Annotated in this window: 8 protein-coding genes; 1 reads left to right on the forward strand and 7 read right to left on the reverse strand. The window is 70.5% G+C overall.

Features of this window, described 5'->3' with window-relative positions; translation table 11 throughout:
• Positions 1-45 precede the first annotated feature (45 nt).
• Positions 46-738: a response regulator gene (locus A3IC_RS0126350; RefSeq protein WP_020553063.1), complete on the reverse strand. Its 693-nt coding sequence runs from the start codon at positions 736-738 to the stop codon at positions 46-48.
• Between the two features lie 374 nt (positions 739-1,112).
• A complete protein-coding gene (locus A3IC_RS56700) occupies positions 1,113-6,737 on the reverse strand; it encodes a HAMP domain-containing protein (RefSeq protein ID WP_425387362.1) in 5,625 nt (1,874 codons plus the stop codon).
• Between the two features lie 384 nt (positions 6,738-7,121).
• On the opposite strand from A3IC_RS56700, the gene A3IC_RS0126365 reads away from it, so the two are divergent.
• Entirely contained in the window at positions 7,122-9,644 is a 2,523-nt protein-coding gene (locus A3IC_RS0126365) for a SpoIIE family protein phosphatase (RefSeq protein ID WP_020553065.1), read from the forward strand.
• A gap of 237 nt (positions 9,645-9,881) precedes the next feature.
• On the opposite strand, the gene A3IC_RS0126370 is transcribed toward A3IC_RS0126365, so the two are convergent.
• From A3IC_RS0126370 to dapA, 5 genes are all read right to left on the reverse strand, one after another.
• Entirely contained in the window at positions 9,882-10,403 is a 522-nt protein-coding gene (locus A3IC_RS0126370; RefSeq protein ID WP_020553066.1) for a GNAT family N-acetyltransferase, read from the reverse strand.
• An 18-nt stretch (positions 10,404-10,421) separates the two neighbouring features.
• Entirely contained in the window at positions 10,422-11,342 is a 921-nt protein-coding gene (locus tag A3IC_RS62700; RefSeq protein WP_020553067.1) for a type IV toxin-antitoxin system AbiEi family antitoxin domain-containing protein, read from the reverse strand.
• 178 nt (positions 11,343-11,520) lie between these two features.
• On the reverse strand, positions 11,521-12,081 hold the full coding sequence (locus tag A3IC_RS67635; RefSeq protein ID WP_106669010.1) for a peptidoglycan-binding domain-containing protein: 561 nt from the start codon (positions 12,079-12,081) through the stop codon (positions 11,521-11,523).
• A gap of 380 nt (positions 12,082-12,461) precedes the next feature.
• The gene (locus tag A3IC_RS0126385; protein ID WP_020553069.1) at positions 12,462-14,150 is read right to left on the reverse strand and encodes a ribonuclease J; all 1,689 of its coding nucleotides are present in this window, start codon (positions 14,148-14,150) and stop codon (positions 12,462-12,464) included.
• Between the two features lie 125 nt (positions 14,151-14,275).
• Positions 14,276-15,175 (reverse strand): 4-hydroxy-tetrahydrodipicolinate synthase, encoded by a 900-nt coding sequence (gene dapA, locus A3IC_RS0126390; RefSeq protein WP_026218764.1) that lies wholly within the window; start codon positions 15,173-15,175, stop codon positions 14,276-14,278.
• Positions 15,176-15,384 lie beyond the last annotated feature (209 nt).

A 15,384-nucleotide genomic window follows, 5' to 3' on the forward strand; every position in this document is an offset into this window, starting at 1 on the left:
CGCGGGCCGGGCTCGGGGCGAGCCCGGCCCGCGTGCGCCGAAGGGTCAGTCGTCGACCGCGCCGGTGTCCGGGGCCGGCACCAGCGGCGGGCCGCCGTGGCCGGCCGCGGCCGGGGCGAGGGCGTCCAGGGCGGCGCGCATCCGGGCCACCCGGCGGCGCAGTTGGTTCGCCGAGGCGGCCAGGACCGGATCGTCGGCCGACTCGACCTGTTTGGCCATGCCGTCGGCCTGCTCCTCGACCGAGGCCAATCGCGAGGACAGCTCCGCGATCACATCCGCCCCGGCCCGGTCCCCGCCGGCGACCCCTTCGAGTCGCCCACGCAACAGCGTGGCCTGTTCGCGCAGTTGGCAGTTCTTCTTGTACAGGTCCACGAACACGGAGACCTTGGCCCGCAACACCCACGGGTCGAACGGCTTGGAGATGTAGTCGACGGCACCGGCCGCGTAGCCGCGGAAGGTGTGGTGCGGACCGTGGTTGATCGCGGTCAGGAAGATGATCGGGATGTCCCGGGTCTTCTCCCGGCGCTTGATGTGCGCGGCAGTCTCGAAACCGTCCATGCCGGGCATCTGGACGTCGAGCAGGATCACCGCGAACTCGTCCGTGAGCAGCGCCTTGAGGGCTTCCTCGCCCGAGTGCGCCCGAACCAGGGTCTGGTCCAGCGCGGACAGGATCGCCTCCAGGGCGAGCAGATTCTCCTGACGGTCATCGACCAGGAGGATCTTGGCCTTCTCCGTCATGGCCCACCCTCTTCGATCCGACACGGTGGGTGACCCCGCGTATCGGTCGGCTCCACTCGTCCTTGTGCATGTTTTCGGTATACGCGGCCCTGAATGACACAGCCTCGATCGACACGGTTGCGCTCGACACAGCCTCGGCCGAGATCGCCCCGGCGCACACCACGCCGGTCGAGCACACGTTCCGGGTGGTGCTCGTCCCGGTCATGGTAGTGGTCAGGCGATCGGCTCGGCAGGTATTCCGAAACAGACGACCGCATGGTGTCACCACGCCTCGACCCACGGTCGCGACAACACCGCATCGACCCCTCCGCCCCTTCAACGTCGCTCGGTCCGTTCGGGTTCCATCATGGGCCGCCCGCCGCCCCGGAAGCGAACTAGTGGTCGAGCCAGGTCCGGATGAGTCCCAACAAGTGCCGCGTATCGACCGGCTTGGCGACGTAGTCGGACGCCCCGGAGTCGATGCTCTTCTCCTGATCCCCCTTCATCGCCTTCGCGGTCAGCGCGATGATCGGCAGCCCCGCGTACTGCGGCATCCGACGAATCGCCGAGGTCGTGGCGTAACCGTCCATCTCGGGCATCATCACGTCCATCAGCACGATGGCGATGTCGTCGTGCCCCTGGAGCACCTCGATGCCCTCGCGGCCGTTCTCCGCGTACAACACGCTCAGCCCGTACTGCTCCAGCACGCTGGTCAGGGCGAACACGTTGCGCACGTCGTCGTCGACGATCAGCACCCGCTCGCCGTCGAACGTGCCCTCGAACGGCTCGACCACCGGCTTGACCGGGACCGCGTGCTCCCCGCGGCCCGGGCCGGTGGCCCCCGCCACCGCCCGGGTCAGCGCGTCCGGGGTGGAGACCCGCTGGAGCAGCACGATCCGGCGCCGGTAGCCGCGCAACCGGCCCGACTCGGAGCGGGTCGGCCGGTGCGGCACGTGCACCACGACCGACAGGTTTTGCAGTTCCTCCCGGGAGGCGACCGCGTCCAGCACCTGCCAGGCCCCCTCGTCGGCCAGCCGCAGGTCCACCACCAGGCACGCGGGTGGCGCCTCGGCGAGCAGCCGGACCGCCTCGCCCTCGTCCGTGGCCGTGGTCAACTCGATCGCCCCGTTCATCGCGGCCAGCGCGGTGGCCAGCGGGGCGCCGTCGGACTGCGGGGTCTCCACCACCAACACCCGGCGCGGCACCCGCTCGCCCGTGTCGTCGGCCGCCGGCTCGCCGTCCGAGAGCAGGTCGGGGGCGTCGCTGAGCAGCGGAGTGGACGGCGCCGCGGCGGGCAGCGCGTTTCGGTACGGCGTCGCGGCGAGTTCGTTCTGCCGGTCGTGGCCGGCCTCGTCGCCCGGGACCAGGACGCTGTCCAGCGGGAGGTAGAGGGTGAACGTGCTGCCGCGGCCCGGCACGCTCTCGGCGTGGATCTCGCCGCCGAGCAGCCAGGCGATCTCCCGGCTGATCGACAACCCCAGCCCGGTGCCGCCGTAGCGGCGGCTGGTGGTGCCGTCGGCCTGCTGGAACGCCTCGAAGATCACCTTGAGCTTGTCCACCGCGATGCCGATGCCGGTGTCGATCACCGAGAACGCCACCGCGTGTTCGGCGTTGTCCAACTCGGTGTTGGTGAGCGGAATGTCGTCGGTGAGCGTGATCAACACCTCGACCGAGCCGGAGTCGGTGAACTTGACCGCGTTCGAGAGCAGGTTGCGCAACACCTGCTGCAGGCGCTGCTCGTCGGTGAACAGGATGCCCGGCACCGCGGGCGAGACGTGCACCGTGAAGTCGAGGTTCTTCTCCGAGGTCAGCGGCCGGATGGTCGCCTCGACGTAGTCCATCAGCTGGGCCAGTGCGATCCGCGCGGGCCGCACGTCCATCTTTCCGGCCTGCACCTTGGACAGGTCCAGGATGTCGTTGATCAGTTGCAGCAGGTCGGACCCGGCGCCGTGGATGGTCTCGGCGAACTCGACCTGCTTGCGGGTCAGGTTGCCCTCGACGTTGTCCGCGAGCAGCTTGGCCAGGATCAGCAGGCTGTTCAGCGGTGTGCGCAGTTCGTGCGACATGTTGGCGAGGAACTCGGACTTGTACTTGGAGGACAGCGCGAGTTGTTCGGCGCGCTCCTCGAGCGCCTGGCGGGCCTGTTCGATCTCCCGGTTCTTGATCTCGATGTCCCGGTTCTGCCGGGCGAGCAGCGCCGCCTTGTCCTCCAACTCGGCGTTGGAGTGCCGCAGTTCGCCCTGCTGGCGTTGCAGCTCCTCGGAGCGTTCCTGGAGTTCCTCGGTCAGCCGCTGCGATTCGGCCAGCAACATCTCGGTGCGCGAGTTCGCCATGATCGTGTTGACCGTGACGCCGATCTGCTCGTTGAGCTGCTCCAGGAAGTTGCGGTGCACCTTGGTGAACGGGCGGAACGAGGCGAGTTCGAGCACGCCGAGCAACTGGTCCTCGAACAGCACCGGTAGCACGATCACATTCGCCGGGGCGGCCTCGCCCAGTCCGGAGGCGATCTTGATGTAGCCGGGCGGCGCGTCCAGGATCAGGATCGAACGCTTCTCCAGCGCGGCCTGGCCGACCAGCGACTGACCGAGCCGGAAGCGGGTGGGTACGCCGCCGCCGTCCTGGTAGCCGTAGGAGGCGATCAGCCGCAGCTCGACCACGTCCTCCTGGGTCAGCTCGGCCAGGAAGAACGCGCCGTGCTGGGCGTCCACCACCGGGGTGAGCTCGCTCATGATCAGTGCGGCGACCGCCATCAGGTCGCGGCGGCCCTGCATGAGACCGGAGATCCGGGCCAGGTTGGTCTTGAGCCAGTCCTGTTCGCGGTTGGCCCGGGTGGTCTCGCGCAGGTTGTAGATCATCTGGTTGATGTTGTCCTTGAGCTCGTCGAGCTCTCCGGACGCGTCGACCGCGATCTGCAGGGACAGGTCGCCGCGGGTCACCGCAGTCGCCACCTCGGCGATGGCCCGCACCTGGCGGGTCAGGTTGCCGGCCAACTCGTTGACGTTCTCGGTGAGTTGCTTCCAGGTGCCGGAGACGCCCTCGACCTCGGCCTGGCCGCCGAGCATGCCCTCGGTGCCCACCTCGCGGGCCACCCGGGTGACCTCGCCGGCGAACGCGGACAACTGGTCGACCATCGTGTTGATCGTGGTCTTGAGTTCGAGCATCTCGCCGCGGGCGTCCACGTCGATCTTCTGCGACAGGTCGCCGCCCGCGATCGCGGTGGTCACCTTGGCGATGTTGCGGACCTGGCCGGTGAGGTTGTCCGCCATCGAGTTGACGTTGTCGGTCAGGTCCTTCCAGGTGCCCGAGACGCCGGGGACGTGTGCCTGGCCGCCCAGGATGCCCTCGGTGCCCACCTCGCGCGCGACGCGGGTGACCTCGTCGGCGAACGCGCGGAGCGTGTCCACCATCGTGTTGATCGTGCCCGCGAGACCGGCCATCTCGCCCTTGGCCTCGACCGTGCTCTTCTGCGACAGGTCGCCGTCGGCCACCGCGGTGGCCACCTGGGCGATGTTGCGCACCTGGGACGTCAGGTTGTTGGCCATGACGTTGACGTTGTCGGTCAGGTCCTTCCAGATGCCGGACACCCCGCGCACCCGCGCCTGACCGCCGAGTCGGCCCTCGGTGCCCACCTCACGGGCCACCCGGGTCACCTCGTCGGCGAACGCGGAGAGCTGGTCGACCATCGTGTTGACGGTCTCCTTCAGCTCCAGGATCTCGCCCCGGGCATCCACGGTGATCTTCTTGGACAGGTCGCCGGTGGCCACCGCCGTGGTCACGTCGGCGATGCTGCGCACCTGGCCGGTCAGGTTGCCGGCCATCACGTTGACCGACTCGGTCAGGTCCTTCCAGGTGCCCGAGACGCCCTTGACGTCCGCTTGGCCGCCGAGTCGGCCCTCGGTGCCCACCTCACGGGCCACCCGGGTCACCTCGTCGGCGAAGCCGGAGAGCTGGTCGACCATCGTGTTCACGGTGTTCTTGAGTTCGAGGATCTCGCCGCGCGCGTCGACGGTGATCTTCTGCGACAGGTCGCCGCGGGCCACCGCCGTGGTCACCTGGCCCAGGCTGCGCACCTGTTCGGTGAGGTTTCCGGCCATCGAGTTCACCGAGTAGGTGAGGTCGCGCCAGACGCCGGCCACGCCGAGCACCTGGGCCTGACCGCCGAGTCGGCCCTCGGTGCCCACCTCGCGGGCCACCCGGGTCACCTCGTCGGCGAACGCGGAGAGCTGGTCGACCATCGTGTTGACGGTGTTCTTGACCTCGAGGATCTCGCCGCGCGCATCGACGTCGATCTTCTTGGACAGGTCGCCGCGCGCGACCGCCGTGGTCACCTCGGCGATGTTGCGGACCTGGGCGGTCAGGTTGCCCGCCATGAAGTTCACCGAGTCGGTCAGGTCGAGCCAGACGCCGGCGACGCCCGGGACGACCCGGGCCTGACCGCCCAGGCGCCCCTCACCGCCGACCTCGCGGGCGACGCGGGTGACCTCCGAGGCGAACGCGGACAGCTGGTCCACCATCGTGTTGACGGTGTTCTTGAGCTCCAGCATCTCGCCGGAGACGTCCACGGTGATCTTCTGCGACAGGTCGCCCCGGGCGACCGCGGTGGAGACCTGGGCGATGTTGCGCACCTGGCCGGTCAGGTTGCCGGCCATCACGTTGACCGAGTCGGTCAGGTCCTTCCAGGTGCCGGCCACACCCGATACCTGCGCCTGGCCGCCGAGGATGCCCTCGCTGCCCACCTCACGGGCCACCCGGGTCACCTCCGAGGCGAACGCGCTCAGCTGGCCGACCATGGTGTTGACGGTGTTCTTGAGCTCCAGCATCTCGCCGGAGACGTCCACGGTGATCTTCTGCGACAGGTCGCCCTGGGCCACCGCGGTGGTCACCCCGGCGATGTCGCGCACCTGCGCGGTGAGGTTGAAGAAGGCGGTGTTGACCGAGTCGGTCAGGTCCTTCCAGATGCCCGCGCCGCCGGGTACCTGGGCCTGACCGCCGAGCCGGCCCTCGAAGCCGACCTCGCGGGCGACCCGGGTCACCTCGGAGGCGAACGTGCGCAGCGTGCCGGTCATCGCGTTGATCGTCTCGGCGAGCTGGGCCATCTCGCCGCGCGCGGACACGGTGATGGTCTGCGACAGGTCGCCGTAGGCGACCGCCTTGGTCACCTGCGCGATGTCGCGCACCTGGGCGGTCAGGTTGCCCGCCATGATGTTGACCGAGTCGGTGAGGTCCTTCCAGGTGCCCGAGACGCCCTCGACCCGGGCCTGCCCGCCGAGGCGGCCCTCGGTGCCCACCTCCCGGGCCACCCTGGTGACCTCCTGGGCGAAGCCGGAGAGCTGGTCGACCATCGTGTTGACGGTCTCCTTCAGCTCCAGCATCTCGCCGGCCACCTCGACGGTGACCGTGCGGGACAGGTCGCCCTTGGCCACCGCGGTGGTCACCAGCGCGATGTCGCGCACCTGGAGGGTCAACCGGCTGGCCATCGTGTTGACCGAGTCGGTGAGGTCCTTCCAACTGCCGGACACCCCGCGCACCCGGGCCTGACCGCCCAGCTTGCCCTCGGTGCCCACCTCCCGGGCCACCCGGGTGACCTCGTCGGCGAAGGCGCTGAGCTGGTCCACCAGACCGTTGGCGGTACGCCCCATCCGCAGGAACTCACCGCGCAGCGGCTGCTCGGCGATCCGCAGGTCCATCCGCTGGGACAGATCGCCCTCGGCGACCGCGGCCAGCACCCGGCCGACTTCCACGGTCGGCCGGACCAGGTCCTCCACGAGCGCGTTGGCCGCGTCGATGCTGGTCGCCCAAGCGCCCTCGCCCGGTCCGGGATCCAGCCGCTCGGTGAGTTTGCCCTCACGCCCGACGACCCGGCGGACTCGGGCCAACTCGCCGGAGAGGTGCTGGTTGCGCTCGACCATGTCGTTGAACACAACGGCGATCTCGGACATGATCCCGTCGCCGGAGACCGTAAGGCGCTTGCGGAAGTTGCCGTCACGGACGCCGGTCAGCGCGGCCAGCAGCCGACGCAGATCCTGCTCGTCGTGCCGGCTCCGGGCGGCCGTCGTCCGTGCCTGCCCTGGGGAAGCCTTCGCCATCTCGCATTTCCTCCGCCGGACCGATTCGCCGCGACCGCTCGTGCACCCGGCCGCTTGCCGTCGACAGTCTTTCACTCACAGGGTTGAGAGCAGAGGCGGTCCGGGAGGATGGTGCTTGTCATTCGGAAAGTGTGGGCTCGAAAGGCCCACTCGGTCGGATCTTCTGTCGGAATCGTGACGGATCCGTCACTGTTTGGAAGGGGTCCGCCCGAACGTCCGAAACCGATAGGGTGCGAATCTGCCGGACTGTGGAGCCGGATTCGTCACCGCAGCCGCCGTTCGTCGCAGATGCGGGAGTGTATGGATCAGGGAACGAGCATGCTCATCACTGCCCGGATGAGTGCTGCCTTCGCACCCGAGGGCAGATCGGTGGCGGCCGCGCGCTCGTTCGTCCGCAAGACGCTCAGCGACTGGGACGCCGGCGACATCGTGGACGACGCCGTGCTGCTGACCAGTGAGTTGGTCACCAATGCGATCGTGCACGCGGGCACCTCGGCCGAGGTCTCCTGCGTGCGCTACGACGGCGGCGTGCAGATCGAGGTCACCGACCACTACCCCAGCCGCGAGCTGCCCGAGCCCGTGACCGGGTTCGACGACGGCGACGAGAGCGGGCGTGGCCTGTTCCTGTCCGCGTCGCTGGCCTGCGCGTGGGGTGTGGAGTACGCCAAGAACGTCAAGCGCGTGTGGTTCCGGCTGGAGCTGCCCGACCCGGTCTCGGCGACCAGTTCGGCGGGACCGCTGCTGCCCGCCAACGCGCTGCCCGACGCCTCGGTGCCGATCGGCGTCGCCGTGCTGCATGCGGACGCCTCGCGCAAGGTGACGCACTGGAGCCCCGAGGCGGCCCGGCTGTTCGGCCTGAGCGACCACGAGGCGGTCGGCATGTCGCTGAACGACCTGGTCGCGTGGCCGCACACGCCGGGCACCGAGCTGACCCTCGACGAGATGCTGGAGCTGTCCCGCTGGCAGGGCGGCTACGACATCCGCGCCGCCGACGGCATCGCCTCCCGGGTCTTCGCCTCGCACGTGCGGCTGCGCGATGCCGGCGGTGATCCGGCCCTGGTCGCGCTGCTGGTGCCCGCGCAGGCCCGCGCCGTGCTGGAGAACCGGGACGCGCCCCGCGCCAGGGCGGGCACCGCGGTGCCCGCGGACAGCGAATGGGACGGCATCGACGGGCTGAGCCGGCTGGGCCTGGAGGACCTGTTGCAGCGCGCGGTCGAACGTGCCCGCGACCTGCTCGACGCGGACGCCGCGTTCGTCCTGCTGGCCACCGACGACGAGAGCGAGATGGAGGTGCGCGCCACCACCGGTCTGGCCGGCGCCGCGCACCGCCTATCCCGAGTGCCGGTGGAGAACTCGGTGGGCCGTTACGGCTCGGCCCGGATGCCCGCGGTACACGAGGACCTGGAGGCCGGCCCCGCGGCGGTGCCGATCCTGCGGGACACCCGGATGCGCTCGGCGGTGACCGTCCCGCTGAAGGTCGAGGGGCGGCTGACCGGCACGCTCGGCGTCGCCTCCGAATCCGCCGCGCGCTTCGACAACGACGACGCGGCCCGGCTCCAGCGCGCCGCCGACCGGGTCTCGTTGACCGTGGAGAGCGCGCGCCTGTCCGAGTTGGAACGGGTCCGTCGGGGCTCACTGTCCTTCCTCGCCGAGGCGTCCGACCTGCTCGCGGGCACCCTCGACCCGGAAATGACGCTGGCGATGATCGCCCAGATCGTGGTGCCCCGGCTCGGCACCTGGTGCGCGGTGCACACCGGGGAGTCGCACGCGCCGGTGCTGAGCGTGGTGTGGCACGCCGACGAGATGCGAATCGACGACCTGCGCGCGTTGCTGGACCGGGCCGAGCCGCCGCGTGCCCAGCCCACCCCCGGCGCGCGTCGCTGGCTGGGCCTGCGCCACCTGGACCCGGAGGTCGTCCGCGAACACGCCGACCTGGTCACCGGCGAGGCGGTCACGCTGCCGCTGGTCGCCCGGGGCCGCGGCATCGGCATGCTGACCTTCGGCATCCTGGCCGGCGACCGCTTCCGCCGGGACACCCTGGAACTGGCCGAGGACCTGTCCCGCCGCGCCGCGCTGGCGATGGACAACGCCCGGCTGTACTCCGAGCGCAACTCGACCAGCCAGGCCCTCCAGCGCAGCCTGCTGCCGCCCGAGTTGCCCAAGGTTCCGGGCGTCGACGTCGAGGTGGTCTACCAGGCGTCCGGCGAGGGCAACGAGGTCGGCGGCGACTTCTACGACCTGTTCACCATCGGCGACGACAAGTGGGGCTTCGCGATCGGTGACGTGTGCGGCACCGGCCCCGAGGCCGCCGCGGTCACCGGACTGGCCCGGCAGGCCCTGCGGCTGTTGACCCGCGAGGGACTGTCGGTGCCTGCCGTCCTGCAACGGCTGAACACCGCCATCCTGGAGGAGGGGCCGCGCAGCCGGTTCCTCACCCTGTTGCACGGCCACATCACCCATCGCGAAGGCGGCGGCGTACGACTCAGCCTGGTCTCCGCCGGGCACCCGCTCCCGCTGCGGCTGCGTCCCGACGGCACGGTCACCTCGGTGGCCACACCGCAGCCGCTGCTGGGCGTACTGGACGAGGTCGACCTGGTCTTGGAGACGGTGGACCTGGACCCGGGCGACGTCCTGGTCTGCGTCACCGACGGGGTCACCGAACGCCGCGAGGGCACCCGCATGCTCGGCGACGACGGACTGGCCGAGGTGCTCTCCGGCTGCACGGGACTGACCGCAGGCGCCGTCGCGACCCGGATCCACCGCGCGGTCGAACAGTTCGCCGAGGAGCAGGCCCGAGACGACATGGCAATCCTGGTCATGCGCGTCTCCAACGAGGACTGACCGGAAGCAATCCAACGAGCCGGCCGCTTCGAAACCGGGCGGCTCGGGACCGAGCGGGTCGGGCACAGACGACCCGAGACCGAGCAGCTCGGGAGCCGCGTGGCTCCGGCTCCGGAAATCCGCGAGGCGGCGGCCCACCGGCCCGAGTCCTCGGCGGCAGGAGGGCCGGTTCATCCGGCCTCGGGCGCCGGTGCCACCCGGCTCGTCCCGGGCCGGTGCGTCGTCGGTGCCTCGGGCTCAGCCGGCGGGCGCCTTCGGGCCCACCGTCGACCAGCGCCGTTCGTCCTCCTGCCAGACCTCGGTCGGGCGCAGGCCCGCGGCCTTCGCGACGCCTGCGGAGGCGAGGTTGTCCGGGTGGATGTGCGCACGGACCTCCTCGACGCCGTGCGCGCGCAGCCACGCCACCCATGCGATCGCCGCTTCCTTGGCGATCCCCAGGCCCTGCCACGCACGGCCGACGACCCAGGCCACCTCGGCGACCGAGCCGGGACCGACCGTGGCCTGCACCGTGCCCACCAACCGCTCCTGCGCGCGCAGTCGGATCACCCGGTTCAACCAGGTCACCTTCGGATCCGGCGACCCCTTCGCCCAGCGCGTGTAGCGGGCCCGCAGCGCCGCCAGGTCCTCCGGCTCACCGCCGATGAAGGCGTGCAGCGCCCGATCACCCAGCACCTCGACCATCTCCTCGGCGTGGTCGATTCCGACCGGGATCAATTCGAGGCGATCGGTGCGCACCCATGCCGTCTCATTCACGTTCATCGCGGCAGCATGCCGGCGTCACGCGGCGATGTCGCCGACATACCGCCGCTCGCGCAGCCGCAGCTCGGACCCGATCCGGGCGACCGTGGCCGGTGCGTCCTCGCGCACCTGGGCCGCCGGGCAGTCCAGCACCCACCAGCCCTGCCCGCCGATGCTCCGCGACCGCGACCGAACCCATTGCCGGTCCGCCGTCAGCTCCACCCCGACCCGCAACCGCGGCCAGGCCAACGCGAAGCGTTGCAGGATCCGGCCGAACGCCGAGCGAATCTCCCACCCGACGTCGGCCGCCGGCAGCCCGGCGTCGAGCAGCGCCAGCCGCAGTCGGGTCTCGTCCTCGTTCGCACTGCGCCCGTCGGCGAGCCGCACCGCCTCGGCGAGTCGGTGCCGACCCGGATGACCGGCATAGCGCTGCGCCAACCCGGCCCACTCCCCGGCCGGAACCAGGCCGGCCCGCAGGAAGCCGTCCAGCACCACCACACCGGTGTCCCGGTCCGAGGTCCGCACCAGGTCGGCCGCCGTCCGGATCGGCGAGGTGACCGGGATCCCGCCCGGCCACACCACCTCCCCGGCCGCGAGCGCCATGACCCGGGCCCGGCAGTCGTGCCGGCGGGGCAACACCGCCCCCACCGGCACGACCACCTCGACCGGTGCCGTGCGCCGAGCCCCGTCCCGGGGATCCGCCGGCACGCGCACGCCGTGCAACCTCGCCGCGGTGCGCCCACAGACCACGGCCCCGCGGGGCAGCACCATGACCGCGGCCCGGGCCCGCACCGCCGGCGTGTCCACGATGTGCGCGCCGACATAGACCCCGTGTATGACCCGACGCACGTCGCCGTCCCGCACCAGGCGTCGGACGACCGACCGGCCGACCCCGTGACGGGCGGCGACGGCGAGGGTGAAGGGTCGGGACAGCAGAGCGGAAAGGTCGGTCGGCGTCATGCGGGTCAGTGTGCGCGCGTCCCCTCCGCGCGTGCCGCCCGTCGTCCACAGCCCCCGGGATGGGTGTGACCATCACACCCGGCCTGTGTACACCGCGTGGCCCGAACCGCCCCCTCGGTCCGGTCCCCGGCCGACCCGCCGACGCCCTTCGCCCCACCGCCCGACCCCACCGCTGTGCTCAGCCGGGGTCGACCGCCTGCTCCGCCTTCTTCGCACATCCCTTCTTCGCGCGGTAGAGCACCTTCCAGGTGGCCGCGTCCGTGACCCCCGACGGTTCCAGGCCGTTGCACTTTTGCACCCACCGGACCCCGTCCGCGGTGGCCGCGTCGAACACGCCGTTCTCCGCCGGCTTCCCGGGGGCACCGGACCTCGTGCCGACCAGGCACTGCACCTGGGCGACCGCGTCGTCCCGATCCCCCTCACGCAGCTCCGGCCGGTTGTCCTTGGCCACGTGATCGCAGCGCGAGGCGGCCGCCGCCGGCGACCCGGGGGCCATCATCCCCGTGCCCAGACCCAGCGCCGCACACGAGGTCAGCGCGATCGCCGCGACCCGCCCCCGGCGCCGCTGCCGCTGCCCGGGCCGGGCCGCAGGCGGCCGAGGCGCCGGAGTCGGCGGGGCCGGCGGCGGCGCCCCCCGCCGCGGGCCACCACAGCTCCGGTCCCGCCGTACCGCATCCGATCCCGCATCCGATCCCGCGTTCGAGCCCACCTTCGAGCCCGCGTTCGTTTCCGCGTGCATCTCTGCTCCTGACTGCCGATCCTGTCGACCGTGTCGACCTGTCCAGCGCCCGAAGGGCCGAGCGCCCTCCGAACAGGACCGACGTTAGGAGCCGGCGACCGAGCCACCGAGAGGTACGAAAACCTGACTTGCACACCATGAAATCGCCCGGAATCTCCCCGATTTCCGGTCTCCGCTCACCCGTCCCGCACTCGAATCGCGGCCCGATACCCGACCATTACGCACCGATTCGGGCGCTCTCCACCGAAGTTCGCGCTCCACACCCATTCGCGCCACCTCGCACATTCGGTCGAGAACACGCCGCCGCCCCCGACCACAAACGCCACAGGGCCCGCTACGCAGAATGCGTAGCGGGCCCCGAGCATGTCGTCGACGAGGTATCAGACCTCCACGACCACCGGCAGAATCATCGGCCGGCGCCGATAGGTGTCCGACACCCACTTGCCCACGATCCGGCGTACCTGCTGTTGCAGCTGATACGGCTCCGCCACACCGTCGGCGGCCGCCTTCTGCAACATCTCCTCGATCTTGGGGACCACCGCGTCGAACCGGGCGTCGTCGATGCCCGATCCGCGTGCCGTGATCGTCGGCCCGCCGACCACCTTGCCGGAGGAGGAGTCCACGGCGAGGAATACCGACACGAAGCCCTCCTCGCCCAGAATCCGGCGATCCTTGAGCGAGGACTCGGTCACGTCGCCCACGGACAAACCGTCCACGTAGACGTATCCGGCCTGCACCTTGCCGGTGATCTTGGCCACCCCGTTGACCAGGTCGACGGTGAGGCCGTCCTCGGCGAGCACGACCCGGTCCTTGCGCACCCCGGTCTTGATGCCCAGGTCGGCGGCGGCGCGCAGATGGCGCCATTCGCCGTGCACCGGCATCAGGTTGCGCGGCCGGGTGAGGTTGAAGAAGTACAACAGTTCACCGGCCGAGGCGTGGCCGGAGACGTGCACCTTGGCGTTGCCCTTGTGCACGACCTTGGCGCCCCAACGGGTCAGCCCGTTGATCACCCGGTAGACCGAGGTCTCGTTGCCCGGGATCAGCGAGGAGGCGAGCACCACGGTGTCGCCCTCGACGATCCGGATCTGCTGGTGCGAGCGGTTGGCCATCCGCGACAGCGCCGCCATCGGCTCGCCCTGCGAGCCGGTGCACACGAGCACGACCTCGTCCGGCGGCAGGTCGTCCAGCGTCTTGACGTCCACGACCAGCCCGGCCGGAATCTTCAGATAGCCGAGGTCTCCGGCGATCTTCATGTTGCGCACCATCGAGCGGCCGACGAAGGCGACCTTGCGCTCGTAGGCGTACGCGGTGTCCAGCACCTGCTGGATGCGATGCACATGGCTGGCGAAGCTGGCCACGATGATCCGCTGGTCGGCGTCCGCGAAGACCCGGTCCAGCACGCCGGCGATGTCCCGCTCGGCCGGGATGAAGCCGGGCACCTCCGCGTTCGTGGAGTCCACGAGCAGCAGGTCGATGCCCTCGGTGCCCAGGCGCGCGAACGCCGGCAGGTCGGTCAGCCGGTTGTCCAGCGGCAACTGGTCCATCTTGAAGTCGCCGGTGTGCACGACGGTGCCGGCCTCGGTGCGGATGGCCAGCGCGAGCGCGTCCGGGATCGAGTGGTTCACCGAGATGAACTCGCACTCGAACGGACCCAGCCGCTCGATGTCGCCTTCCTTGACCTCCAGCGTGTACGGCCGGATGCGGTGCTCGGTGAGCTTGGCCTCGATGAACGCGAGGGTCAGCTTCGACCCGATCAGCGGGATGTCGGCCTTCTCGCGGAGCAGATACGGGACCGCACCGATGTGGTCCTCGTGCCCGTGCGTCAGGATGATCGCCTCGATGTCGCCGAGGCGATCCCGAATCGAGCTGAAGTCCGGCAGGATGAGGTCGACTCCGGGCTGCTCCTCCTCGGGGAACAGCACCCCGCAGTCGACGATCAACAGCCGGCCGTCGAACTCGAAGACGGTCATGTTCCGGCCGATCTCGCCGAGACCACCCAGTGGGGTGATCCGAAGGCCGCCCTTGGGCAGCGCCGGCGGCGGGCCGAATTCGGGATGGGGATGGCTCAAGTTCTCTCCTCGCCACGTGCCGCCGTGCGACCGTCCTGGACGGTCGCACGGGGACGCGCAAAAGCTGGTGTTCGGCCCGGGCGGGTGTGGTACCCGCCCGGGGCACTACTTACGGATATTCCTGTTTACAGCTCTACCCCACCCGCCGAGAGATCCTGCCTCAGCTGCGCGATCTGGGCCTTCGTGGCCTCGATCAGCGGCAGCCGCAGCGGCCCGGCGGGCAGGCCCTGCAATCCCAGAGCGGCCTTGGTGAGGATCACGCCCTGGGTACGAAAAATGCCGGTGTACACCGGAAGAAGACGCTGGTGGATCTCGCGTGCCTTGGCGACGTCGCCGCCCACGTAGGCGTCGATCATCGCGCGGAGTTCCGCCGACACGAGGTGCCCGACCACGCTCACCACACCGACCGCGCCGATGGACAGGAGCGGCAGGTTCAGCATGTCCTCACCGCTGTAGTACACCATGTCGGTGCGCGCCATGACCCAGCTCGCGGACGTGAGGTCGCCCTTGGCGTCCTTGTTCGCGACGATCCTGGGGTGCTCGGCGAGCCGGACCAGGGTCTCGGTCTCGACCGGTACGGCGCTGCGACCGGGGATGTCGTACAGCATCACCGGCAGTTCGGCGGCGTCGGCGACGGTGGTGAAGTGCCGGTACAGGCCCTCCTGCGGGGGCTTGCTGTAGTACGGGGTGACCACGAGCAGACCGTGTGCGCCGGCGGCCTGTGCCTGCCGGGCCAGCTCGACCGAGTGCCGGGTGTCGTTGGTGCCGACCCCGGCGACCACGAACGCGCGATCGCCCACGGCCTCCAGCACCGCCCGGACCAGTTGCTCTTTCTCCGCGTCGCTCGTGGTCGGCGACTCGCCGGTGGTGCCGTTGACGACGAGTCCGTCGTTGCCGGCGTCGACAAGATGGGAGGCCAGGCGCTGGGCGCCGGGAAGGTCGAGCGCACCGTCGGCCGTGAAGGGGGTCACCATCGCGGTGAGGACCCGGCCGAAGGGGGTCTGGGGGGTAGACGTCGGAGCCATGGCCCAAACGGTACCGGGCGCACACCTGACCTGCGGGTAGCACCCGCCCTAAGAGGCTTGGGCCGCGATCGCCACCGTGGCTGGGCGCTGGATTCGCCGAGACTTCGCCGGCCCGCGCACGGCGGTCCGGGTGCCGGCCGCACGGCCGCGCGGTGGTGCGCGAGAGCCGGTGCAAAAGAAAGGACCAGACGCTGCCCGCTCGGGGGTTC

Origin of the sequence: Embleya scabrispora DSM 41855 (assembly GCF_000372745.1) — a bacterium.
Lineage (GTDB): Bacteria > Actinomycetota > Actinomycetes > Streptomycetales > Streptomycetaceae > Embleya > Embleya scabrispora.

Excerpts from the sequence above, each read along its gene's own strand:
- A3IC_RS0126350 (WP_020553063.1), bottom strand. The coding sequence starts at position 738 with ATGACGGAGAAGGCCAAGATCCTCCTGGTCGATGACCGTCAGGAGAAT.
- A3IC_RS0126365 (WP_020553065.1), top strand. The coding sequence starts at position 7,122 with ATGCTCATCACTGCCCGGATGAGTGCTGCCTTCGCACCCGAGGGCAGA.
- A3IC_RS0126370 (WP_020553066.1), bottom strand. The coding sequence starts at position 10,403 with ATGAACGTGAATGAGACGGCATGGGTGCGCACCGATCGCCTCGAATTG.
- A3IC_RS62700 (WP_020553067.1), bottom strand. The coding sequence starts at position 11,342 with ATGACGCCGACCGACCTTTCCGCTCTGCTGTCCCGACCCTTCACCCTC.
- A3IC_RS67635 (WP_106669010.1), bottom strand. The coding sequence starts at position 12,081 with ATGCACGCGGAAACGAACGCGGGCTCGAAGGTGGGCTCGAACGCGGGA.
- dapA (WP_026218764.1), bottom strand. The coding sequence starts at position 15,175 with ATGGCTCCGACGTCTACCCCCCAGACCCCCTTCGGCCGGGTCCTCACC.